This is a genomic window from uncultured Pluralibacter sp. (assembly GCF_913775985.1).
GTDB lineage: Bacteria > Pseudomonadota > Gammaproteobacteria > Enterobacterales > Enterobacteriaceae > Pluralibacter.
Window position 1 is genome coordinate 20,636 of the sequence record NZ_CAJYMB010000113.1, and the last position, 22,205, is coordinate 42,840.

General features: G+C 53.4%; 16 protein-coding genes and 8 pseudogenes. 10 read left to right on the forward strand and 14 right to left on the reverse strand.

Features of this window, described 5'->3' with window-relative positions; translation table 11 throughout:
* Positions 1-94 precede the first annotated feature (94 nt).
* Complete coding sequence (locus tag QZ766_RS13565; RefSeq protein ID WP_297202823.1) at positions 95-790, forward strand: haloacid dehalogenase type II; 696 nt, start codon at positions 95-97, stop codon at positions 788-790.
* A gap of 42 nt (positions 791-832) precedes the next feature.
* Here the strand turns inward: QZ766_RS13565 and QZ766_RS13570 are convergent, their stop codons facing one another.
* From QZ766_RS13570 to QZ766_RS13585, 4 genes and pseudogenes are all read right to left on the reverse strand, one after another.
* Positions 833-2,353, reverse strand: coding sequence for a Fic family protein (locus QZ766_RS13570; RefSeq protein ID WP_297202825.1), 1,521 nt, complete (start codon positions 2,351-2,353; stop codon positions 833-835).
* Between the two features lie 150 nt (positions 2,354-2,503).
* Positions 2,504-2,867 (reverse strand): annotated as a pseudogene (gene arnF / locus QZ766_RS13575) (4-amino-4-deoxy-L-arabinose-phosphoundecaprenol flippase subunit ArnF).
* A pseudogene (locus QZ766_RS13580) lies at positions 2,864-3,106 on the reverse strand (EamA family transporter); the annotation flags it as partial. The pseudogenes arnF and QZ766_RS13580, both read right to left, overlap by 4 nt.
* Positions 3,107-3,108: 2 nt before the next feature.
* Positions 3,109-3,584 (reverse strand): annotated as a pseudogene (locus QZ766_RS13585) (aminotransferase class I/II-fold pyridoxal phosphate-dependent enzyme); the annotation flags it as partial.
* Between the two features lie 701 nt (positions 3,585-4,285).
* On the opposite strand from QZ766_RS13585, the gene QZ766_RS13590 reads away from it, so the two are divergent.
* The gene (locus QZ766_RS13590) at positions 4,286-4,867 is read left to right on the forward strand and encodes a YceI family protein (RefSeq protein ID WP_297202923.1); all 582 of its coding nucleotides are present in this window, start codon (positions 4,286-4,288) and stop codon (positions 4,865-4,867) included.
* A 13-nt stretch (positions 4,868-4,880) separates the two neighbouring features.
* On the opposite strand, the pseudogene QZ766_RS13595 reads toward QZ766_RS13590, so the two are convergent.
* From QZ766_RS13595 to QZ766_RS13615, 5 genes and pseudogenes are all read right to left on the reverse strand, one after another.
* Positions 4,881-5,659 (reverse strand): annotated as a pseudogene (locus QZ766_RS13595) (hypothetical protein).
* Positions 5,656-6,105, reverse strand: a pseudogene (locus QZ766_RS13600) (sigma-70 family RNA polymerase sigma factor). The pseudogenes QZ766_RS13595 and QZ766_RS13600 overlap by 4 nt, the downstream one beginning before the upstream one ends.
* A gap of 1,357 nt (positions 6,106-7,462) precedes the next feature.
* Positions 7,463-8,491, reverse strand: a complete 1,029-nt coding sequence (locus QZ766_RS13605; protein WP_297202827.1) for a RepB family plasmid replication initiator protein — start codon at positions 8,489-8,491, stop codon at positions 7,463-7,465.
* A gap of 1,276 nt (positions 8,492-9,767) precedes the next feature.
* Positions 9,768-10,742, reverse strand: coding sequence for a ParB/RepB/Spo0J family partition protein (locus QZ766_RS13610; protein ID WP_297202925.1), 975 nt, complete (start codon positions 10,740-10,742; stop codon positions 9,768-9,770).
* The gene (locus tag QZ766_RS13615; RefSeq protein ID WP_297202829.1) at positions 10,739-11,947 is read right to left on the reverse strand and encodes an AAA family ATPase; all 1,209 of its coding nucleotides are present in this window, start codon (positions 11,945-11,947) and stop codon (positions 10,739-10,741) included. Before QZ766_RS13615 ends, QZ766_RS13610 begins: the two co-directional genes overlap by 4 nt.
* Positions 11,948-12,613: 666 nt before the next feature.
* On the opposite strand from QZ766_RS13615, the pseudogene QZ766_RS23080 reads away from it, so the two are divergent.
* Both QZ766_RS23080 and QZ766_RS13620 read left to right on the forward strand, forming a co-directional pair.
* Positions 12,614-12,857: pseudogene (locus QZ766_RS23080) on the forward strand (type II toxin-antitoxin system RelE/ParE family toxin); the annotation flags it as partial.
* A pseudogene (locus tag QZ766_RS13620) lies at positions 12,854-13,152 on the forward strand (XRE family transcriptional regulator). The pseudogenes QZ766_RS23080 and QZ766_RS13620, both read left to right, overlap by 4 nt.
* 196 nt (positions 13,153-13,348) lie before the next feature.
* Here QZ766_RS13620 and umuC (QZ766_RS13625) read toward each other — a convergent pair.
* Complete coding sequence (gene umuC, locus QZ766_RS13625) at positions 13,349-14,422, reverse strand: translesion error-prone DNA polymerase V subunit UmuC (RefSeq protein ID WP_297202927.1); 1,074 nt, start codon at positions 14,420-14,422, stop codon at positions 13,349-13,351.
* A 41-nt stretch (positions 14,423-14,463) separates the two neighbouring features.
* Positions 14,464-15,348: a LysR family transcriptional regulator gene (locus QZ766_RS13630; RefSeq protein ID WP_297202831.1), complete on the reverse strand. Its 885-nt coding sequence runs from the start codon at positions 15,346-15,348 to the stop codon at positions 14,464-14,466.
* 143 nt (positions 15,349-15,491) lie between these two features.
* Here QZ766_RS13630 and QZ766_RS13635 point away from each other — a divergent pair, with 143 nt between their 5' ends.
* The 3 genes from QZ766_RS13635 to QZ766_RS13645 all read left to right on the forward strand — a co-directional run bounded on the left by QZ766_RS13635 (position 15,492) and on the right by QZ766_RS13645 (position 18,330).
* Positions 15,492-16,889 carry an amidohydrolase family protein gene (locus QZ766_RS13635; RefSeq protein ID WP_297202833.1) on the forward strand — a complete coding sequence of 466 codons (1,398 nt, stop codon included), beginning with the start codon at positions 15,492-15,494 and terminating at the stop codon, positions 16,887-16,889.
* Positions 16,890-16,903: 14 nt separating this feature from the next.
* Positions 16,904-17,377 carry a DMT family transporter gene (locus QZ766_RS13640; RefSeq protein ID WP_297202835.1) on the forward strand — a complete coding sequence of 158 codons (474 nt, stop codon included), beginning with the start codon at positions 16,904-16,906 and terminating at the stop codon, positions 17,375-17,377.
* Positions 17,378-17,469: 92 nt separating this feature from the next.
* Positions 17,470-18,330: an SMP-30/gluconolactonase/LRE family protein gene (locus tag QZ766_RS13645; RefSeq protein ID WP_297202837.1), complete on the forward strand. Its 861-nt coding sequence runs from the start codon at positions 17,470-17,472 to the stop codon at positions 18,328-18,330.
* A gap of 73 nt (positions 18,331-18,403) precedes the next feature.
* Here the strand turns inward: QZ766_RS13645 and umuC (QZ766_RS13650) are convergent, their stop codons facing one another.
* A complete protein-coding gene (gene umuC, locus QZ766_RS13650; RefSeq protein WP_297202929.1) occupies positions 18,404-19,678 on the reverse strand; it encodes a translesion error-prone DNA polymerase V subunit UmuC in 1,275 nt (424 codons plus the stop codon).
* An 8-nt stretch (positions 19,679-19,686) separates the two neighbouring features.
* Entirely contained in the window at positions 19,687-20,136 is a 450-nt protein-coding gene (gene umuD / locus QZ766_RS13655) for a translesion error-prone DNA polymerase V autoproteolytic subunit (protein ID WP_021507970.1), read from the reverse strand.
* A gap of 185 nt (positions 20,137-20,321) precedes the next feature.
* Between umuD and QZ766_RS13660 the strand changes: the two genes are divergently transcribed.
* Together QZ766_RS13660 and QZ766_RS13665 are read left to right on the forward strand one after the other, a co-directional pair.
* Entirely contained in the window at positions 20,322-20,501 is a 180-nt protein-coding gene (locus tag QZ766_RS13660) for a hypothetical protein (protein ID WP_297202840.1), read from the forward strand.
* Between the two features lie 177 nt (positions 20,502-20,678).
* Positions 20,679-20,951 carry an XRE family transcriptional regulator gene (locus QZ766_RS13665; RefSeq protein WP_297202842.1) on the forward strand — a complete coding sequence of 91 codons (273 nt, stop codon included), beginning with the start codon at positions 20,679-20,681 and terminating at the stop codon, positions 20,949-20,951.
* Between the two features lie 104 nt (positions 20,952-21,055).
* On the opposite strand, the gene QZ766_RS13670 is transcribed toward QZ766_RS13665, so the two are convergent.
* Positions 21,056-21,730 (reverse strand): SOS response-associated peptidase family protein, encoded by a 675-nt coding sequence (locus QZ766_RS13670; RefSeq protein ID WP_297202844.1) that lies wholly within the window; start codon positions 21,728-21,730, stop codon positions 21,056-21,058.
* A gap of 54 nt (positions 21,731-21,784) precedes the next feature.
* Here QZ766_RS13670 and QZ766_RS13675 point away from each other — a divergent pair.
* Positions 21,785-21,925 (forward strand): annotated as a pseudogene (locus QZ766_RS13675) (DNA polymerase III subunit theta); the annotation flags it as partial.
* Positions 21,926-22,205: the final 280 nt, after the last annotated feature.

The following is a 22,205-nucleotide window of genomic DNA, read 5'->3' on the forward strand; positions in this document are numbered from 1 at the left end:
TCCACTCTCTTGAGGAATCCCGCACGGTAACCTACCTTCTATCACTATCCCTGACGCTGCCCCCCTCAGATGCATCAACATAACCGGAGGTCAGATGACCCACAGCCACCCTTCCACACCCTGCAGCGGCACGCTGTTTTTTGATGTTAATGAAACCCTACTGGATACCTCAGGACTGAATCAGGCAGTGGCGCAGCGGCTTGGTAACAGGCCTGAGCGCGCCGAAGCTTGGTTCACTTCGGTGTTACATCATTCGCTGGTCGGAACCGTAACCGGCAGCTTCCACAATTTTGGTGATATCGCTGAAGCCGTACTGGAGATGACCGCCGCGCGATACGGCATCACCCTGCCGGAGGAGGCAACGCCGCTGGCCGAAATCATCGCCGCGATGCCTGCTCATCCGGATGTGGCCAGAGGGCTGACCGCTCTGCAGCAGCAGGGATATACGCTGGTCGCGCTTACCAACTCCTCTGCCGCGCTGGCTGAAAAGCAGCTGAGCTCCGCCGGGCTGGCCACCCTGTTCACCCGTATTCTCAGCGTGGAACAGGTTCAGGCTTATAAACCCGATCTGAGAGTCTATCAGTGGGCGATGAAGGAGATGGGCCAGCCCGCGTCTGCCTGCATGATGGTTGCGGCGCATGGCTGGGATGTCGGCGGGGCAAAATGTGCAGGGATGAAAACGGCCTTTGTCGCCCGCCAGGGCCAGGCGCTCTATCCGCTGGCGCCCTCACCGGATCGCATCGTCGATGATATCGTTGCGCTGGCTGCAGATATCATCCCGCTCTGCTGAGCCGCATCAATGGATGTGCAGCGGTGTACGGCACACTCACTGTTATGTCTCAAACGCCGATCTGACCGCCTCGACGATACGTTGGGATGTGACGTCATCTTCAAACAATGGGAAGTTTTTTTTCAGCTTGCCGGAAACCTGCCAGCCGTTCTCCTTTAACGACCGGATGATGCGGCTGGCATCATGATCCGGCATCTCAACCACCTCCTTAAGTTGCTGCTGGGCGCGCTGAAACAGAACCAGCACCCGCGCTTCATCGGCCATTTCGGTTCGCACGGTATGCTCGATCACTCTGCCCGTGTAGAGAACATGCTCGGTCAGATCGGGATAGCGCCAGGCAAAGCGGGCATCCTCATAGTCGCTGAAAATGAAGTTGCTCCTCGTGCCGTCCTCATACGTTTTCAGCTCGCCAAAACGGTAGCAGCCCGCATAACGTCGCATCAGTTTTTTAGAAAAGAGATCCAGCGTGCGATCGTAGCCGACCCGAAAATCCATCGAGCTGGTAATGGTGGCGGAAACCGGCAGGATGACGCCATCCGGTATTGCGCCATCCCGGTTCAGCGTGTCATTGATCAGAAATCGGTGGATGCGGCCATTGCCGTCGCGCATCGGATGGATATAGACAAAGCCAAACGCGATAACGCCTGCCCGGGCCAGCGGCGCGGCACCCTTTGTCGCCTCTTCAAAGGTTTTCAGCCCCTGCATAAAGCGCGGGACATCCTCGTAGTGTGGCGCAATATAATGGACGATATCTTCACGCATCGTCGACTGTCCGACAAACACCGGTGAACGTCGCAGCCCCAGGCCCAGCGCATCCTGCCCCAGAATCCCCTGCTGTATGGTATGCAGGCTCTCCTCGCTGAGCGGATCGTCGAGCTGGCCGCAATACTGCGCGATCACATGGGCAAAGCGCTGGATGCGGTCGCCCTGATCAGACTCTTTTTCAATCAGGAAACTGGCGCGCGACTCCTTAAACGTCAGCCAGCTGGCGGTGCGCATCAGAATATCTGCGCCAAAGGCGTTATCCAGGTCTTTTAAGGCGTCATTTAGATCGAAGGCCAGCGCCTGCTCAACGGCGGGCGTTCTCCGTACCAGCGGACAGAAATCTGACGAGCCCGGCAGGTTATCCTTGATGCGCCAGCGGCGGTTACGCTTCAGCGTGGTGCGGGTGAGCCAGGCACCGGATGAAATCGCCTCGACATAACCGCCGTTGGTCACATCGGGCACCTGTAGCGTGCTGCCGGTCAGCCATTCATAGAAAAATCCGGCCCGCCGCGCATACTGGCCGAACGGCTCCTGGCAACACCACTGTTCCAGTGGTTCAGGTCCGATGGCCGTAAACAGCCGGGCAAAGAACTCAAGATGGATCTCTTCATATTTAAGGCCAAAGGCGAAGTGACCGGCAAAGGAATCTTCCGGCTGATAGCCAGGCGGATAGTGATTCTCTACCTGTCCCTGGCTCTCGTGATGGGATCGTACCGTGCCGATGGCCGACTTTACGCGCAACGGTTGCGCCAGTTCAATTGCATAACGTTCGCGCAGCGCGCTGAAGCCGACCAGCATAGCGAATCCTTTATCTGTCGAATGAAAACGGTAACAAAAAGGAGTTCTACCACTAAAACGTTAATTTCGCTATCGGGAAAGCGTTAACAGCCATCCAAAAACGATAATTAAGTGGCAGGATGATGCGAAAACAATAACGGCACTGCCCCGTCAGGGTTTAACCACGATGCAGAGCAGACCAGCAATAATCATCACCACACCGGCCAGACTGTGCCAGCTGAGAGCCTCCTGAAACACCGGCAGGCTGACGGCCACCAACCACACCAGCATAGCTGAGACTCAGCAGTGGATAGACCCGGTTGAGCGAGAAAAAGTGCAGCGCCCGGATCCAGCAGAGCATCGAGACGCCATAGGCCTCCAGTCCGGCCAGCAGCAGCAGGGCGGGCTGGATAGCCACCGCAGGCAGCGACAGGAGACTGCAGAACTCAGGCAGCCGCGGCATCGCCCAGCGCATCATTAACTGCGCCGCAGAAACCAGCAGCACGCTGCAGGCCACCCATCCATACCCTTTCATAGCTGACTCGCCATCAGTGCCACGCCGGTTACCACCAGCAACGTGCCCGCCATCTGGCGTAGCGTCAGTCGCTCGCGCAAGAGGAGCCGCCCGGCCAGCGCGACGAAAATGAAATTAAGGCTCAGCATCGGATAGTCCTGGTTCACCGGCACCTGCTGCAGCACCTGCAGCCAGAGAAGCATGGCGACACCTAACAACAGCACGCTGAGGGCGATCCAGCTTAACCGCCCCTGACGTGACAGCGATAGGTGGTGCCCACCGCGTGAGCAGCGTCCTCGATGATGGCGATACCATGCTGTTCAGCCAGCGCATAAATCGGGTCGAGATCGGCGAGCGCACCGGCATAATGCACCGGAATGATGGCGCGCGTCCGCGGGGTAATCGCCTGTGCAATCTGTTCCGGCGTCACCATGAGGTTGTAAGGATCGACATCAATCATGACCGGCGTCGCGCCCAGCAACGTAATCAAGTTCAGGGTTGAGACCCAGGTCATGGGGGGGTTAACTTCATCGCCCGGCCCGATCCCGATGGTCATCAGCGTAACGTGCATCCCCGTCGTGGCAGAACTGACCGCAATGGCGTGCTGATTGCCGGTCAGCTGAACAAAGCCTGCTCCAGCTCGGCGCATTTTGCTCCGGTTGTCATCCATCCCGAATCAAATACGGCCTTAACGGCAGCCAGCTCTTCATCACCGAACGAAGGGCGGGAAAAGGGCAAAAATCCATGCTAAAACTCCTGCTGATCAACCTGTAAGCTGTCGCGGGTTTTAATCAGACACAATGCCGGAAAAAGAATTTGAATAGCGGTTATTCACGCCCGGCAATAGCGCTGTCGCGCCCCAATTTTCCCGTTATGGAATTAAGGTTACCGGACTGATAATACAAACCACCGCACAAAAGTTTACTGAACACTAAATTGGTGAGATGAATAATAATAAAATCAAAGATGCATAAGTCAAGGATAGCTGAAAAAGTTCACTCACTACTCGCAGATACTCTTTCTTATCGTTACTCTTTTCGCTGTATTGACAATGTGTTTATAAATCAGCGAATTTTACTTGTAACATCCGCAGGCAATGCGCGGTCTGTGAATTGTCACGATTGGGTCGGCGTTTGCCTTTCGTTAATTTTCATCGCTTCGCTGATGCCGGTTTAATGCAGTGCGATCGCCGGAAAACCGGTAGCTTTGCGCGTGACGGAAACGCCGGTTTAATAAAGCTGTCTTAATGCAATCTTAATATTGCCGGTTACTCTTGTTCTGACCTCACATTAATCGTTATTTTCTGGTGAAATGAAGCAACACTCAGTTAATATCTTTCCGATAAAATGTATCCGTAACGTAAAAACAGTGCTAAAAGTTGAATAGAATCGCGGAGTCAGGCGTTAACGTTGGGTCTGCCAGAAAAAGAGAAAAGAGTGATGATACGTGCCGCCTGTTTATGCGCTCTGCTTGCCCTGCTCAGCCCGGTGCTTTATGCCGCACCGACGACTTATGCCATTATTCCGGATAAAACAACCATTGGTCTTTCCTGGCGTGCCTTTGGTCACGATTTTTCGCAGGCCAGACTGCAGGGTGTGAACGGAACCGTGATACTGAATCCGGATGACGACCGTGATAACCATGTCGAAGTGAGCATTCCGGTCGGCACGCTGGTGGCGTCAAACAGCCTGCTCACCTGGCAGCTGAAGAGCGATCTGTTTTTTGATGCGGAGCATTACCCGCAGATTCATTTCGTCAGCAGCCGCGTTGTCGCGCTGGTTAGAGGTCAGTACCGGATTTTTGGCGTGCTGACGGTGAAAGATGTCAGCCGGCCGGTGATGATGCTCGCCTCGCTCGACAGCGGTGAGGCGGTCGATCCTGCTTCACGCTCGCTGGCTCTGCACGCATCGACCGCGATTTCCCGCACGGCATTCCGGGTGGATCGGCTGGTCGGTGTGGTGGATGACCGGGTGAACATTGCGCTGGCGATTGCCGCGCAGGTGAACACTTCGCTCCGCTGAAGGCGCAGCCAGACTACGCCAGTGCGACCTGCAGGGTAGTGGCGATAGCCGCCAGCTGGTGAGCCGGATTGCGGCCAATCAGCACATACTGGAAGCCATTCCGGTTCCACCAGGTCAGCTCCATTCCATGCCGCCGTTCACGGGCGATCGCCTCCCGGCCGTGCGGGGCCGGTGAGATACAGAGCGCCATCGGGCCGTAATCCGCGTGCAGCCAGACGACTGCGCGATTGAAGTCCGCTCATAGCGCAGGATCCGGACCATTTTCAGTTCAGCCCCCGGCAGGCGCAGCTGCTGCGGGTGCAGCTGTAACCCTAAGTTGAGCCGGATCCGGTCCAGCCCCTTCTGCAACAGGACGCCATCATCCGGCAAATCGGCCAGTGTTTCAGCACTGTACAGCGACATATACCGCGCCTCCAGATCGCGGATACTCTGGCTTTTATCCTCCCTCTCTTCGCCTGATCTGGCCAGCAGACCGATTCCGCTACCCACCAGCAGAAAACTCACCGAAGCGACAATCAGGGCGCGGCGGCTATAGGTTCTGGCAGCTGCCGGTGGCGTGATGGCCGCCAGTCGTTCGGCCATTCTGGCCTGTGGCGCCTGCTCCAGCAGCGGGGCAAACGCCAGCCCGAAGTCGAGGGTGCTGTGCCGGAACTGCTCAACCCGCCGGGTCAGATCGGGATCGCCAGCCAGCGCCTGCTCAAACAGCCCGGCTTCCTGCGGGGTCATCTCACCATCCAGCCAGGCGACGATGGCCTCATCGCGCCAGGGTGGCGTAAACGTTTTTCTGCTCATCGCCGTTTCTCCAGCGGTGTGGGTGCGGTCGCCGTCTGCCTGGCCAGTGTGGCTCGGGCAGCGGCCAGACGGCTCATAATGGTGCCAGTCGGGACGGAGAGGATTTCTGCCGCCTCCTGATAGGCCAGTCCTTCAACATAAACCAGAAACAGCGCGTTTCGCTGCGCCTACGGTAAGGCGTTAACCTGCTGCATAATGCGCCGGAACTGGCGGTTGTCGTCGCTAGGGGCGTGAGTATCACTGGCCAGCAGTGCATCGGGGTCTGCTAATCCCTGCCCCTGGTGGACCTTTCGCGCCCGCAGATCTCTGACCCAGATAGAGTGAAGGATCGAGAAGAGCCATCAATCCAGGCGTGTGCCTGGCGTGAACTGCGCGCTGCGTTCCAGCGCGCGTACGTAGGTTGACTGAACCAATTCTTCTGCCAGGTCACGATCGTGTGACAGCACATAGCCGTAACGCCAGAGCCGGGTCAGATGCTCTGCGAGATGCAGACGGATGTCGCTGTGAGTGATTTTACGCTCCTTCCTGCCGTATCAGACCTCAGGATGGCCCTGAATGGCGGCCTTCAGATCGCGGTACTCCTAACACCCGGTGCCACAGATTCCGGCAATCGTTTTCAGCTGTTCGCGCGCCAGGTCCGGACGGCCTTTGATCAGCCATATCACTTTTCAGGCTAACGGCAGGCTTCACAGCACCGCCGCGGCTTCGGCCCTGCCGCTGAATTAGACGTTCAACGCGGCAGCAACATCCAGCGCAAACACCCGCGTGTACACATCGATAGAGCGCGCGTCCTTGTGTCCGGCTACGTCCTGAAGAACCTTTACCAGCTGGCTGGTGTTATTGCTGGTGCATTAGTGACGGTAAGTGTGCGACGTCACCGGGACTGAAAAAGTGTACCCCGTCTTTCTTTGCCCGCTTCAAGACCGCTTAGGCCGGTTGCGCAGGGTATCGTCGGTCACCGACCAGGCCGGCTCGCAGCGCTTCGGCCGTTCGTTCGCGAGCCAAACTTCCACTTTTCAGACTTAGGGCTGATCTGTTAGCGGCACCAATCGCACCGTGTCTTTGGGCGGCCGGCGGTGCCTATGGTATGGATTAGGGTAATGTCCTCCACTCATCCGAATCTCAATAGAAATGCGAATCCAGCCCCGTAAAAAATTCCATCTACGATGTTTTCACTCGCCATCTCACATCTATGGCTGGTCTGGTCCAACTTATGAGATGACTGCTTCTAAGTTCTTTAGGTATTTCAAGCAAGTACTGGTTCGAGTCAGCTGTCTTCTATTAATCTGCTGATTAGAATGACATCCCACTTACTTGCTATAGCTTATATAAACTATAGAGAGTAAATCTCTGAGCTATCAACATAAGCTATAGTGAGCAATCATAAGCTATAAGGAGAAAAATGAGCTTTAGATATGATGAGATGAAGCGTGATAATGAGTAAAAAATAAATAATTTCAGACAGATAGATCAAAACCTAATGTTGCTTGCCCCATAATCATAAGCTGTAGTGAGTTAACTACTACTCGCCACAGCAAATATAAGCTGTAATGAGTGAAAATGTCGGTTCAGTAGGGTGATATAAACTATAGTGAGTAACACTAACTCTTCAGCACTTAGATATAAGCTGTAAGGAGTAAATTAACGGCTAAATCACATCATTTATAAACTGTAGTGAGTTAACTAGAGAAAGTCTTTTTTATTAAAAATATTAAAAATCACAGGATTAATAGAATATCACTACTCACTAAGGGTAAGCGTTTAGCGCGGCATGAAAAGTTCTACTCATTACAGCTTATGCTGCTACTGAGATTTAAAAATCTTCTCAAGATCCTGAAGAGAAATGCCCAATTTATCAAGAAGTTCAATCTTTTCCTGCAGTTGCGGATCGAGTGGCTCTTTTGTTTTCGGTGTTGCCTTCGGTGATTCTAGCTGCTCCGTCTTGGGCGCTCTGAGCTTTGGATAGCGATTATGGACCTGGAAGTAGACGCTGCGTCCCTTCTGAACTTCGCTATAGTCCAGATAACCAATCTCCTTAAGCTGCTCCATCGCACGGCGCACCGTCTGGTTCTGCGAAAACACAGGAGAGCGCAGATTGAGCCTTTCGCGTAGGCGCGCCAGGGAGATAGGGGCCGGGTTCTTGGGAAGGCTTTCAATGTAGGTATAGAGCGCCTGAGCGGACTCACGGCGTTTAAGCGCGTTAATCGCCTTAAGCTGCAGTAACACCTTGTGATCAAACTCGTAGAGCTCGAAAAGCTTCGGGTCAGCCTGCAGGATAACAATGTCTTTTTTAGTATCGTAAAAAGCAGACTGGACCAGATGTGTGATGTATTCTTTTGCGTCGTCGCCGCTTTTTGAAGAGAAGGAGATGGTGGTGCTGGCAATACGCTTCAGAGACGGGCTGATACGCTCTCTGAGCTGCTTTGAGGAGCGGCTTGAGGGGATGCCGCAGAGCTTGGCAAACTCCACAAATGAGAGCTGTACCTTGTCGCCAATGACCTTGTCTTTGTGCTTAGCAAAGGAATGGATTATGCCGACCCAGGTCTTAAAATCGTTATCCATATCCAGGCGCGGGCCGACTATCTCAACCTTTTCATAACCTTCTGCTTTCGCAAGTGACAGACGCGTCAATTCTTCGGTCGCATCAGTTGTTGAAGATGTGTTTTTCTTGCTGTTTTTTAACGACTTAAGCGTAGGGACAAATACGCCCAAGCGCATCAGTGCCACCGGCTGCACAGTATTATTGGCATTCGGCGTCAGGGTTACGATTTCCCCAGATTTCGTGTCTTTTTCTTCAAAAAGCTTTGTTAAGTCAAGATTGTCGCTGGCCACAAGCGTTCCTGCACACGTTTCAGAGGATCGTTGAGCATGATCAACCGATCCGGATTGTGAATTGTTAGATAACAACTCGCCAATGATCGAAGTAACCCTCTGACAGGCAATCAGATTAGTTATCCACAATCAAAACGGGAAAATGAGCGATAAACTCACTATAGCTTATGTGTTTTCCTAATTACAGCTTATATTTTACTTTCTATAGCTTATTGTGATCTCTGCATAGCTTATATTTTACTTGCTATAGCTTATGCGGACCCCTCTTCAGACCAGAGCTGGTGCGGCCTGCGGCGATCGGGGATCTCTTTGGGATCTATAAAGGATCTCATTAGGATCAATTTATTGGGATCTATCGCGTGGATAAGTGGATAACTCTAAGGGCTTTCTGCTTAACAGGCATACCCAGCAATCATCAACGGGTCATTTACAGCCTATCTCTGCTACAGATAAACCGTCGCTGTAGACCGTTCTTAACCAGCCTGCATTTATGTACCGATGAAAGCCTTGAGGTGCTAAGGGGTATCTATAAATAGAAAAGTTATGAGAGACCTCTCTGAAATCGTATGAGAGGTGTTTCGTGCTCACTACCCGTTCGTCAGACATTCTCTTAAGCGATTACTCAACAGTAATGTCACAGAAAGAAGAGCAAAAATTATGCTCGGATAAAAAAACTTGGTCGTTTAGGACTGCCAAATGGTATGTCAAAAATGCCCAATTATCTTTTAACTATCTGTTATTAAATAACATTTAAATTTTATCAAACTTTCTAGTATGTTATTTGCATAGACCTATAAGATCCAGAAAGTAACGTTATCAGCACGGCCACGACAACGATCGGAGAAAATTTTTCCATCAAATTGTACGTTGAGACGCCACAGATATCCCTTTTCCTATCATTCAAGCACTGGACAAGGAACAGCGATTCCAGTTAACAGACCATATGGCGTCTTGAGTGGTGTTACGCCATCAAAGTGGTAATTGTGAGTTTCCCTATCACTGCTGCATGTTTGGTCGATGATTCTCTATAAGTTGAACGTTGATTATTCAGTGCCAGGCAGAATGGGCAGTTTGATCTTCTGTGAATGCTAAGCTGTGCAAAAACAGGATATTAAGGGATGGGAATTTCAGGTTGAAATTTTCCCATATAGTTCTGTTGTAACAGCAGGTTAGAGAGGGTTTTTAATAGGGAATTTAATATAAAAGAGGGGATAATCATTGGAGTAACTCCCCTCCCCTCCCCTCCCCTCCCCTCCCCTTCACGCTGGATTGAAAATTATTTTGCGAGCATCTTTTCAATAACGGCTTTCACAGCATCATCCAGCTCAGCCTGCCAGGCCGCAGGAAGACGCGAAAACTCATAAGTCACAAGGCGCTTTTCGGCATCCGTTCTTTTCCGCGCAAACTGCTTTTTATCGCTGAATTCCGCTATTTTCTCGGTCACGACTTTTTTCGCATCACGTGCTGATTTAGGTTCGGCACTGGCAGCGCGAAAATAACCAATGATTTTTGCCTTAACAGCCGGCTCATCGTGCTCAGTGAGTGCATCAAGCGCAATACGTTCGCGCACGCCCTCTGCCAGCTCCTGGACACTGATTTGCCTGCTCGCCGCTTTCTCAGCAATATCGAGTAAGGTCTTATAGTCGTTAATAGAGAGCTCGCCTATGGAGGGAAAGACCGCAATCATTTCATCTGGTACCGACGCCGCCTGGAAAGCACGCGTGACTTTTGCCGGCGACAGCCCTTCCGCTGCAGCAATGTCAGACTGGTTCATATGCTCCGGGTACATCAGCTTAAGGCGATTACCCAGTTCGCGCAGTGTGTGCTCTTTTGCCGTCTGAATGTCGATAGCCAGCTGGCGGGCGTCTGAAAGCGAAAGCTCGTCTTTCGTCACTAACACTTCAAATGGCATACCGCTGTAAAGGCATGCGGCCCTGCGACGTGAACCATCCAGGACTTCAATACGCCCGTCTACCTCACGGCCAATAGCCGGAAAGAACTGCTGCAGTTTAATGGTGCGTGAAATATCGCTGACGGATTCTTCAGTTAAAAAAGCCTGATCGCGGCCGTTAATCGTGGCATCCACGTAAGTCTGGGTTTCGATGTCATCGTGCAGAATCTTGGTAAGCGTAAACCGCGCGGTGGCACCGGATTTAAGGGTAAAAGTACGGGCACTTTCCGTTTCGCTCAGCATTTTGCTGAAGCTGGAGTTACCCAGGGTACGTCCCATTTTCTTCAATTCTTTCATTATTGCATCCCTCTGACGAACTCAATCCGTTTAAACACAGCCTGAGTAAAGCGTTCGGCTTCACGTTTGGCATTTTTGAGCGCTTCTGAACTGCCCGGATATGACTGTGGATCGGCACTGACGATGGTGTCGAACGTTTCCCCGCAGCGCTCAAACCCATCCAGTCGGGGAAGCGTGGCGTCCAGGATGTAAGACGTAAACACGTCCCGGGCCAGCCCATGCGTCATCTCATGATCTCGTTTGGACGTCATCTTGGACATGAAGCCGATATTTCCTTTTATACGCGGTGTAATCCCCTCCTCTTCCAGCTGCTCCAGCATATCGGGTAAGCGGGTGAGATATTTCAGGGTTGAGTGGAAATCCACCTGCGCAGGCGGTGTTGGCGTGAGAAGCAGATCGCTTGCCGCAATGGCATTAAGCATGAATGCGTCAAGGTGAGGCCCGGTGTCGACAAAGATGAAATCATAGTCGCTTCCCACCCGGTCGATAATGTTTCGGCGCAGGACTTCAGAAGGCAACACGCCGGGCAGGTGTTCCTGAACCAGGCGATCCCACTGGCTGGCCACAAAACCATCATCAATGGAAGCCGGGATAATATCCACACCCGGAATGATGGTTGGCTTGATGATTTGTTCTTTGAGCTGTTGCGCATCAAGATCATTCAGCATGGCCTGAGCGGCGGTTTCGACAATCGATCCTATGCTGTTAGCCTGATTCAGGAACATGGTGCTGGATGCCTGGGGATCCAGATCGATAACCAGATTGCGCAAATCGTACTGCAGTAAGTCAGGGTGAACGCGTAATCCATGAGCAAGCGTCACTGTACTGACAGTTTTGGACACCCCACCCTTGAGGTTCACGACGAAAATCACAAACGGGCCTTCGCCTTTATGGATGTCACGGTATTTAGGCACTTTCCGGTGAGCGTAGATATCAACAACGTCCTGAACAGTCAGCGCGTAATGTTTCGCATTACCGGCATCCTTTTTGCCAAATACATGCCCTTTGGATTCCATTTCATCAATGGCCTGCTCAACAGCGCGGCGGCTGAGCTTAGGCAGGTTGGCCACGGCATTACGCGTGAACGTCTGATAGAACTGATCGAGACCGAATTCCTGCCGCTTATCGATAATGTCATCACTCATGCTGCGCAACATAGCATTCGCTCTGCGCGCTGTTTCATCTACTCCACCGTAGTTACTTTTCATCATCCGCTCCGCTGACAATTAATTTCGACAGTGTACATCTATTAATGAATTGTGCAACATTTTTCTGTATTTAATAAAAAGTTGTACAGGGCGGGTTGGGTGAATTTATTGCTCTTATTCTGCTATTAAGGTGGCTCAGATAACAGGCAGCGGGTGGAATGCCACAAGTGCCCTGCCCTTTGCCTGCCTTAATCTGACGAAGCTGTGCATGAAAGAAGTTTAAAGTTCCCATGTGGGTTTTAATGTTAAGTAATTGATTATGAATAATTTTATTGATTTATTTCAATGTGAAATTCCCAAAAGATTTACTGCTTGTCACGCTTTAAACAGAGATTTAACGAGGTAATCAGATGGGTGAACACCTGCGGTTATATGGCCACGATGAGCTGGCATTACAGGCAGTGAAAATACCATGGCGCTGATTTACAGCCAACAGATTACTGATTCCTGCATTCAGTCTCAGGCTTTTTGAATCCATAAAAGAAGTGGAAGACTTATTAGTTCTTGGCTCATCACGCTGGCCTGTTCAATCGTAGCGAGGATAACCTGCAGGTGTATCTGATTCATGAACATATCTATGAATAAAGACCAGATACGGGATCTCGCTAAGGCGACTGCCCCACCACTGTTGCCGTGCTGAACCTTCTTAAGCAGGTATGTTCGCATCTTGGTCGGCCCCATGTGGATACGCTTTACGGCTCAAAAAAACCGAACATGAAAGAACTGAGGGTGCAGAGCAACGGGCGGCTTGTAAGAAGGTTCTTTGAGTTTGACTCATGCGTAAAGCGATTGTCCTGAGTGCGGATAATAAAGACGGTGCAAACGAAAAGCTCTTCTACAAGACCATGATCAAAACAGCTGAAACGAGTATCACCGACATCTGGACCAACTGAAACGGAGCGGAAAATGAAAACGCTTGATGACCTGATGGCTGATCTGACACCTGATGAACTCACTCAGGTTCACGAAAAGTCGCGGCAATGCGACTTGATTCTCAATTGTATAAACTGCGTGAGGCGCTACAGAAAACACAAAAGCAGCAGGCTGATGCCATGGGTATTGCACAGCCTTCCGTTGCGGCTATTGAAGGGCGTGCTGAAAATCTGAAAATTGCCACGCTCAAACGTTATGTTGAAGCGCTTGGCGGTCAGCTGACAATTGGCGTCAATATGCCTGGCGGTGAACACGTCGATTTTACCCTCTGACTGATGCTGATATGCTGGAAGGCGAGTCAGCGGAATTGCGTCTGACGCATTTTTTCGACAAGTGTCGGTAAGCGCTGGCCCTGTTAGTAACGCAAAACAAAAGTGTTATGCCTGCCTTCAGGGCCTGTCCGGTAGATAGTTTGACTTAAAGACCTCTCTAAGAAGAAAACAGGCGATATTCCGTTTGCTCGCCCGACTATAAAACGCGGGCAACTGGAATGTCATCCCAGCGCGTGGTCCATGCCGGCGAAAGCGTCTCGCGTTTCATATGCCACTCAGTGCCGACACCCTGACGGGCAAACCACATGTGCCCCAGCCCGGACTGATTTATGCCGTCCAGCACCTTCATAAGCTGCGCGCTGTTTGCCCGCGGCTTATCCTCATCAAACAGGTCCAGCTGACTGACGCCGTTCGGTGTGAAGTCATCGAGCATTATGCCGGCCTTCATGTAGCGCCGCCCGTTAAGCCAGATGTGGTCGAGCGATCGCATCGCCACCCCGATCACGTCACGCGTATCCTGCGTGGGTAGGGTGAGATTCTCGCCGGCGCTGTTGCCGTAAAAGACTTCTCCCTGTGCGTGCGGCGAGGTCCGGATAAAAACGCTGATGCGCCGGCAGAACTGGCGCTCTTTTCTCAGTTTCTCCGCCGCCCGTGTGGCGTAGTGACACAGCGCTTCCTGCATGGGCACTTTTGTTGTAATGCGCTCGCCAAAGGAGCGGCTGCAGATGATTTGCTGTTTCGCCGGCGCAAACTCCTCAAGTGGAATGCACGATTCGCCGTTGAGCTCGCGCACGGTGCGCTCGAGCACCACGCTGAAGTTTTTACGGATGAGGGCAGGGTGCGTGCGCGCCAGCTGCAGGGCATTTTCGATGCCCATCAGGTTGAGTCTTTTGCCTATGCGCCGGCCAACCCCCCATATCTCCGCCACGGGCTGGTTTTCCAGCAGCGTTGCGGTGCGCTTCGGATTGCCCGGCGTCAGTGCCAGCACACTTCGGAACTGCGGCCACTCCTTGCTGGCCCACTGCGCCGATTTTGCCAGAGTCTTTGTTGGTCCCATTCCCACTCCGATAGCCAGGCCGGTCGTGGCCAGCACGTGAACCCGGAGGCGCCGGCCGAAATGCTCAAAGTCCTCACAGCGATCGATGCCGGTCAGGTCCAGGAACATTTCGTCAATGGAATACTGCTCGACACGAGGGGTGATCTCCTCCAGGGCGATCATCACCCGCTGCGACATACTGTGGTTTATGTGGAATGGATAATCTATACAAATTAGAAAAGCATTTGAGGGTTGATAAAGCGGATACTGAGGTGTCACATAATTTCATTTATCCAGTCTGCAAATGCGCTGACGGCAGGGGAAAGGAATTTCTGATGGGGATAAAGTAAGTTGACCGGGACTGATGACGGCTGCCAGTCGGCCAGCACTTCCACCAGTGTTCCCTTCTTCAGGTGTTCTGAGACAACACTCTCAGCAAGCTGAGCCAGACCGAAACCCTCCAGACACATCTTTATATAAAGCCCCGTCTCATTAACGGCCGCCTGACCGCTGACCGGTATCGATAGCGTTTCCGTTCCCTGAACAAAGTGTAACTCGCTGGTACGCCGTGTCTGTCCAGAAAAATAGTGTACAGCCCGATGATGTGACAAATCTGCAGGAGACTGGGGGATCCCGTACTCCCGCAGATAGTCCGGAGAGGCGCAGGTGATCCAGCGAAACCTCCCCAGTGGACGGGCAACAAGTGTGGAGTTAAGCAACTCACCTGTCCTGATCACACAATCCACGCCCTCCTGAACCAGATCGACCTGCCTGTCACTCACGCCCAGCATCAGGTAAATATCAGGATAGCGCCGGTTGAAGTCTTTCAGATGTGGCATAACGATGAAATGGGCGATCCCACCGGGCATATCAATGCGTAACGGTCCCTGGGGACGCCTGCCTGAATCCGCCAGGCTTGACTCTGTATGTTCGATTAAGGAGAGTATTTCCCGGCACTTTTCGAGATACCGCAGCCCTTCAGGAGTGAGGCTGACCCGCCGCGTCGTTCGGTTAAGCAGTCTGACCTGCAGGTACTTTTCCAGATTTTTAATGGTGCTCGTAACGGTAGATGAGGGGAGTGAAAGTGTCTCCGCTGCCCTGACAAAGCTTCCGGCTTCAGCTACCCGTGTAAAAATCTGCATAGCCTGGATACGATCCATCTTCCTGCTCCTTTCGCTTCGTTACGTCTGAATATTTAACCTTATTATTCGTAAATAGTGAATTATGAAAACGCGTTATGCGGCTTTTTAGGCTTAATAACCTGGCGTATGGTTTGACTGTTGATTCGTAATAAGGCTGTAAAATGACAAATTACTCCAGAAATATTGTTAATAATCAGAGCATAAATCCGCCATTAACTCTGATCCGTGGCGCAACCATACTGAGTATGGATGACCGCGTAGGTAACATTGAATGCGGAGATATTCTTATCAGCGGTTCAACCATTACCGCTGTGGGTGAGGATCTGGATGCTCATGGAGCCCATGTGATTGATGCCACGAACATGATCGCCATACCGGGTATGGTCGATTCTCATCGTCACTCATGGGAGGGGCAGCTGCGCCGCATCAACCCCAACGCTACTTGTCTGGACGACTACAGCAACGCCACTCACTTCTCTTTTGCCAAATACTATCGACCTTCTGACATCTATGTGGGTAACCTCCTGACGGCACTGGGCGCTATCGACGCTGGCATCACGACAATCATCGATAATTCCCACAACAGCCGCACCGCTGCGCATTCTGACGCCGCCGTTGAGGCACTCCTTGATTCGGGCATTCGCGCCATCCATGCTTCCGGCGCACCGGTAGCTGGCGAATGGGATAAAGCGCACTGGCCGGGTAACTGGCTGCGCCTGCAGGAAAAATATTTTAAAGATAACCCGGAAAGTCTCGTTTCCCTGGGCGTTATGGCTCAGCTGGAGCCAGAGCTGTGGGCTGAAGCACGCAGGCTCGGACTGCCTATTGTCACTGAATTTTTCGGTGCTCAGATGGCCTCTGAACTTGAGCCACTGCACCAGAAAGGCCTGCTTGGCCCGGACAATATTTTTAATCACTGCACGGCACTGCCTGACGAGGGATGGGAAATTCTGCGGGAAGCCGGTGTACGGGTGAACGTCTGCCCGCGCTCTGACTCGCATTATGGCATCGAAAACGGAATGTTTGCTATTGAGGCCGCACAGCGTCATGGCATCAATCCCGGGCTGAGCGTGGATAATGAAACGTCCTACAGCACCGACATGTTTATGGAAATGCGCGTGGCGTTTTATCTGCAGCGTGTCATGGGTATGCACAGGCAGCACTGCTGTGATTCAGACCATACGCTGACTACGCTTCCGGCAGCACAGCTTCTTAAATCGGCAACCGTGGATGGGGCTTTCTGTGCAGGACTGCAGGATAAAGTGGGCAGCCTGACGCCTGGTAAACAGGCTGATCTGGTACTGATTAGCGCGACAGATCTCAACCTTTACCCGAATGGCAATGCGTTTGGTACGGTGGTGCATGCAACCGAGCGCAGTAATATCGATACCGTCATGATCGGTGGGCGTATCGTCAAGCAGAACGGCAAAGTGCTGGGTGTGGACAGCGAGCGCCTGCGCGCAGCCATTGATGAATCACGTGAACATCTTTTTGCGGCAGCAGGATACAAGCCTGACATATTTGCGGAAAACTTTCTGCCACTGGTGCAGGCTAACTGACAGAGACCAAAAGCATGAGCGCGATTTATTACGTAATAGCTTTTGCTGCGGGCCTGGGCATTACCCTGCAGACAACCCTGAACAGCCAGCTTGCAAAAGGGCTCGGAGGCGACTCGGTCACCGCCGCGTTGTTTTCCTTTTCAGCCGGGGCATTCAGCCTCGGAATTTACTCGCTGCTGCGCGGGGGATTATTCACCTCACTTGCCGCTATTCCTTCTCAGCCTGTGTGGAGTCTGGCAGGCGGACTGATAGGTGCCTGCGCGCTGTTCAGCTACGTGGTACTTGCACCGAAAATTGGTTTTTCAGCCCTGCTCGGACTGGCCATTGTCGGGCAGTTGCTCTCATCTCAGATGATCGACCATTTTGGTCTGCTGGGCGCGACCAGGCGGCCGGTTACTTTACTTAAGCTGGCTGGAATGCTGGTCATGCTGACCGGACTCGCCGTCATGCTTTTCGGTGACAGACTCTCTGAGCGTTTTCTGCATTAACCGAGCGAACGGATCATTACGTGCGTCTGCTCAGGTGCAGACGCACGCAGCTTTTATACAGGCGCAATGCGTACTTATACCTGGAGAAAAACATGTTTGCAGTAGCAGCAGATGTTAAAAATGTGCTGGGAGAGTGCCCGCTCTGGTGCGAAAGAACACGCAGGCTTTACTGGACTGACATTGAAAGCAGTGAGCTACTCGCTCTGGAAGAAGATACCGGCATCGTGATGCGATGGTCACTGCCTGAACGTCTCGGCTCGTTTGCACTGACTGAAAAAGCGAACGTCCTGCTAATGGCGCTTGCTTCCCGACTGGCCTTCTGTGACCTTGATACCGGTGAGTTTACCCCGGTAGCAGATTCGCCGGGTGAGGAGGGGACCCGTACAGGGGATGGACGTTGTGACAGAGCCGGTAACTTCGTCTTTGGAACCATGGATGACGGCTATCCGGCGAAAGTTATTGGTAAGTTTCACAGGCTCAACGCAGCGACACTCACTGTCGAGACGCTTTCTCTGCCTGAGGTGGCCATCCCGAACAGCATCTGCTTCAGCCCGGATGGCGGGACAATGTATTATTGCGACTCAATGCAGGGGCGGATTTTCTGCTGCGATTATCCCTCTCTGAAAAATCCGCGAGTGTTCACCGAAACTGAAGGGAAAGGTGCTCCTGATGGCTCCTGTGTGGATGCCGAAGGGTATCTCTGGAATGCAGAATGGGGCGGGAGTCGTCTGGTGCGTTACCGCCCGGACGGAACCACAGACTGTATCCTGCCTTCTCCCTCCGTTCAGAGCACCTGTCCGGTCATTGCGGGTGAGGCCTTCACAACGCTTTACTGCAGCAGTGCCAGCGTGGGTCTGACTGCGCCATCAAAGCATGATGGCGCGCTACTGAGAGCGAAATCCGCCGTATTCTCAGGCTTACCCGAAAGTCGCTTCGCTGCCACAGCAATCTGAGCCGCCTCTGAATGTGGTCTGTGTGAAATAAAAAGTTAAACCATGAGACATCGGTTTTGCATATTCTGTCTGGTTAAAATACGCGCGCTACAGGAATGTCTGACCAGCGCGTGGTCCATGCGGGGCTGAGCAATTCCCGCTTCATTTTCCATTCAGTATTAATCCCCTGTCCCGCAAACCACATATGTCCCAGCCCGGACTGGTTAATGCCGTCCAGCACCTTCATCAGCTGCGCGCTGTTTGCCCGCGGCTTATCCTCATCGAACAGGTTCAGCTGACTGACGCCGTCTGGTGTGAAGTCATCGAGCATTATGCCGGCCTTCATATATCGCCGCCCGTCAAGCCAGATGCGGTCGAGCGATCGCATCGCCACCCCGATCACGTCGCGCGTATCCTGCGTGGGTAGGGTGAGATTCTCGCCGGCGCTGTTGCCGTAAAAGACTTCTCCCTGTGCGTGCGGCGAGGTCCGTATAAAAGCGCTGATGCGCCGGCAGAACTGGCGCTCCTTTCTCAGCTTCTCCGCCGCCCGGGTGGCGTACTGACACAGCGCTTCCTGCATGGCCACTTTTGTCGTGATGCGTTCGCCAAAGGAGCGGCTGAAGACGATCTGCTGTTTCGCCGGCGCAAACTCCTCAAGGGGAATGCACGATTCGCCGTTGAGCTCGCGGACGGTGCGCTCCAGCACCACGCTGAAGTTTTTACGGATGAGGGCAGGGTGCGCGCGTGAGAGCTGCAGGGCGTTTTCAATGCCCATCAGGTTGAGCCGTTTGGCGATGCGCCGACCAACTCCCCATATCTCCTCTACGGGCTGGTTTTCCAGCAGCGCCGCGGTACGCTTCGGATTATCCGGCGTCAGTGCCAGCACACCGCGGAACTGCGGCCACTCCTTGCTGGCCCATTGCGCTGATTTTGCCAGGGTTTTTGTCGGCCCCATGCCCACACCGACGGTCATGCCGGTCGTGGCCAGCACGTGGGCGCGCAGGCGCCGGCCGAAGTGCTCAAAGTCCTCGCAGCCATCGATGCCGGTTAAATCGAGGAACATCTCGTCAATGGAGTACTGCTCAACCTTCGGCGTCATTTCCTCCAGTGCCATCATGATCCTGTTCGATAACGAGTGGTAAAGCGCATAGTTTGAGCTGAACACATGCACGCGTTCGGCAAAATCCTGCCCCTTTATCTGAAACCACGGGGCGCCCATTTTTATGCCGAGTTTTTTGGCGCCCGCGCTGCGTGCGATGACGCAGCCGTCATTATTACTCAGCACGACCACCGGTCTGCCGCGCAGGTCAGGGCGGAACAGCGCCTCACAGCTGGCGTAAAAGGAGTTGACGTCGGCCAGACCAAACATGGGCATGATCACCTCCGGCGGGCACGGGTGCTGTTAAAGAACCAGGTCACTACGCCGAGCAGCTGCAGCTCCTCCGGGTAGATCACCGGGTAGGCCGGGTTCATGGGCAGCAGCGCGAGCCTGGGCTGCAGCTGCAGGCGCTTGACCGTAAACTCGCCGTTGACCTCGGCAATCACGATATCGCCGTGCGCAGCTTCCTCGGCCCGGTCAACCACCATGACGTCGCCGTCGCAGAGACCCAGGTCACGCATGCTGTTGCCGCTGGCGCGCACGAAGAAGGTTGAGGCGCGCCGGCGGATGCACAGCTCGTTCAGATCGAGTTCTTTCTCGACGTAGTCCTGTGCAGGTGAGGGGAAGCCGGCGGCGCACGGATCGGCATAAAGCGGTACCCGGACCCGGGGCGTAAAAATGGGTGGCCAGAGCAGCGTCAGGCCGGCGGTATAGCTGCCCGGGTTCATGATCTGATGCCCCGGCCATGCTGCATTGTGACTGCGAAAGTGCAGAGTAAATCGCGCATAAAATTCCTCCCGTTATTTTACTGTTTATACATACAGTATTATTGAGGCGGAATTATCTGGCAAGAGGGAGCGAAACGGGTTAGGGCAGAAGCGAAGCCATCTGACTGAGCCGCCGGGAAATTTTTATGAAGGTCGGCCTGGCTGATGCTGAGCAGCGCCACTATGGCTCAGGTCAGGGCCGGCAGATGTGGAGAGGCGTTTCCGGTATACCGTTACAGCCCGGCGCTCTGTGGCCGGGCTGGTTTTGTGAAATGCAGAATAAGCGTAATGTGCGTAAGCAGTTCATGCCGGCATCGGTGAAATGACGCTTCCTCGGCACGACTGTTCGTTCCTCGCGCTGCTGCGGTACGCCTCAGCCGTGACTGCGGCGAGCGTGGCGGGCTGGCAGTTAACGGCAGGTATTTTTTTTCCGGACCCGTTGTGCAGACCTGACGCACCGTTCTAATCTGGACGAAATTCCTCATCAGTCTCCGGGGCAATCTATGGATGGCCACACCTCTCCCGCACGTTTTCTCGCTTATCTTCTGACTGAGCACGATATCTCCGTGACGCAGCTGTGTGACCGCTGCGGGCTGGACAGCGATATCGTCCGGGCTTTTCTGGCGGGGCGCCTGCCGGTGACGCAGACGCTGGCGGAGCAGCTGGGCACCGTGTTCCACTCCCCCGGCTTATGGCTCACCCGTCAGGCCCTCTGGATGCGGGCTGAATCAGGTGCTGACGCGCCCGCCGGTGGCGACGGGACACCACCGTGCTAAATTAACCGGTGCCGGTACGGGATTATCTTCTCCGTGTTCACCAGGGGGTAAATAAACTGCAGCCCGTACCGGCGCCTTTCATAAGCAGATGTCCGGACACTCTGTCAGCCATCGCCGGTGTTCCGGATAATGTCTGGCCCCTGGTTGTGAACGTTGCCGACCTTTGCCGCGACCGGATGCCATGTGAAGACGGACTCAGGTAGCGCGCCGTCACGCACAATTTCTGCCGCGCGCGCCGGCGAAGTGTCATGACTCAGCCACTCTCGGACCGCGTCGGCCTTCAGCACAAGAGGACGGCGATCGTGAATATCTACCATCCCCTGATTGCTGGCTGCGGTGACGATGACGAAACCCTCCTGACCGTGCTCCCGGTCAAAAGGCGGCTTCCCGATGGCCGCAAAAAAAAGCGGCTCTCTGTTTCGGTGATAAATGAAATAGGGCTGTTTTCCGGCACCGCTTTTTTTCCACTCAAACCAGCCCGATGCCGGCACAATGGCCCGCCCGTATTCCCACAGGGGCTTAAACATACGCCCTGTCGCAGCCGTTTCGCTGCGGGCATTGATGAGCGGCGGTTTATCCCACCACTCCGGACCGTAGCCCCAGTAAACAGGATCAAACTTCAGCTTGCCGTCACGCTCACTGAGCAACAGAACCTTAGTCCCCGGCGCCACGTTGTACCGGCCAATGGGTTCAGCATCCCGGGTCAGTTCTTCCGGGCCAATACCCAGAGCGTCAAAGTAGTCATCTCTGCTGCTGTACTGCGCAAATCGTCCACACATAAGCCCCTCCTGCTATTCAGCATAGGCGGTATACTTTTGTCCGGAGGGATTATCATGTCACATAACCTTGCCGCCCGGCCCCGGGAAGAGCGCGATCGGATCAGCGTGGATTTAGCCGCGGCCGGTGTCGCGTACAAAGAACGCCTGAATCTGCCGGTGAACCCGGCAGAGGTAGAGCGTCAGCAGTCAGAAGCGTAGCGCGAGTATTACAGAGAGCGACTGGCTTTCTCTGATGATATCAACGTCCGTTTCTGGCACAAAGTGGACCGTACTCAGGCGAATTTCCGCTTTGAGCGAAAAACGGACATTGCTAACAACGTTTGAGTAAATCAATGGAGAGCAGGCCAGTACACCTCTGGTATAAAAGAGGCTTGATGAAACTTTCACGCATAACACTGAGTCTCGCAGACCCATCATCATCTCAATAGGGCTGGAATAAAAGGTGCGACCTCGGGCTGGTGAAACTTCAGGCAGG

Excerpts from the sequence above, each read along its gene's own strand:
- QZ766_RS13630 (WP_297202831.1), bottom strand. The coding sequence starts at position 15,348 with ATGGATCGTATCCAGGCTATGCAGATTTTTACACGGGTAGCTGAAGCC.
- QZ766_RS13615 (WP_297202829.1), bottom strand. The coding sequence starts at position 11,947 with ATGAAAAGTAACTACGGTGGAGTAGATGAAACAGCGCGCAGAGCGAAT.
- QZ766_RS13660 (WP_297202840.1), top strand. The coding sequence starts at position 20,322 with ATGAAGGTCGGCCTGGCTGATGCTGAGCAGCGCCACTATGGCTCAGGT.
- QZ766_RS13645 (WP_297202837.1), top strand. The coding sequence starts at position 17,470 with ATGTTTGCAGTAGCAGCAGATGTTAAAAATGTGCTGGGAGAGTGCCCG.
- QZ766_RS13565 (WP_297202823.1), top strand. The coding sequence starts at position 95 with ATGACCCACAGCCACCCTTCCACACCCTGCAGCGGCACGCTGTTTTTT.
- QZ766_RS13570 (WP_297202825.1), bottom strand. The coding sequence starts at position 2,353 with ATGCTGGTCGGCTTCAGCGCGCTGCGCGAACGTTATGCAATTGAACTG.
- umuD (WP_021507970.1), bottom strand. The coding sequence starts at position 20,136 with ATGAACCCGGGCAGCTATACCGCCGGCCTGACGCTGCTCTGGCCACCC.
- QZ766_RS13665 (WP_297202842.1), top strand. The coding sequence starts at position 20,679 with ATGGATGGCCACACCTCTCCCGCACGTTTTCTCGCTTATCTTCTGACT.
- umuC (WP_297202929.1), bottom strand. The coding sequence starts at position 19,678 with ATGTTTGGTCTGGCCGACGTCAACTCCTTTTACGCCAGCTGTGAGGCG.
- QZ766_RS13640 (WP_297202835.1), top strand. The coding sequence starts at position 16,904 with ATGAGCGCGATTTATTACGTAATAGCTTTTGCTGCGGGCCTGGGCATT.
- QZ766_RS13590 (WP_297202923.1), top strand. The coding sequence starts at position 4,286 with ATGATACGTGCCGCCTGTTTATGCGCTCTGCTTGCCCTGCTCAGCCCG.
- QZ766_RS13635 (WP_297202833.1), top strand. The coding sequence starts at position 15,492 with ATGACAAATTACTCCAGAAATATTGTTAATAATCAGAGCATAAATCCG.
- QZ766_RS13670 (WP_297202844.1), bottom strand. The coding sequence starts at position 21,730 with ATGTGTGGACGATTTGCGCAGTACAGCAGCAGAGATGACTACTTTGAC.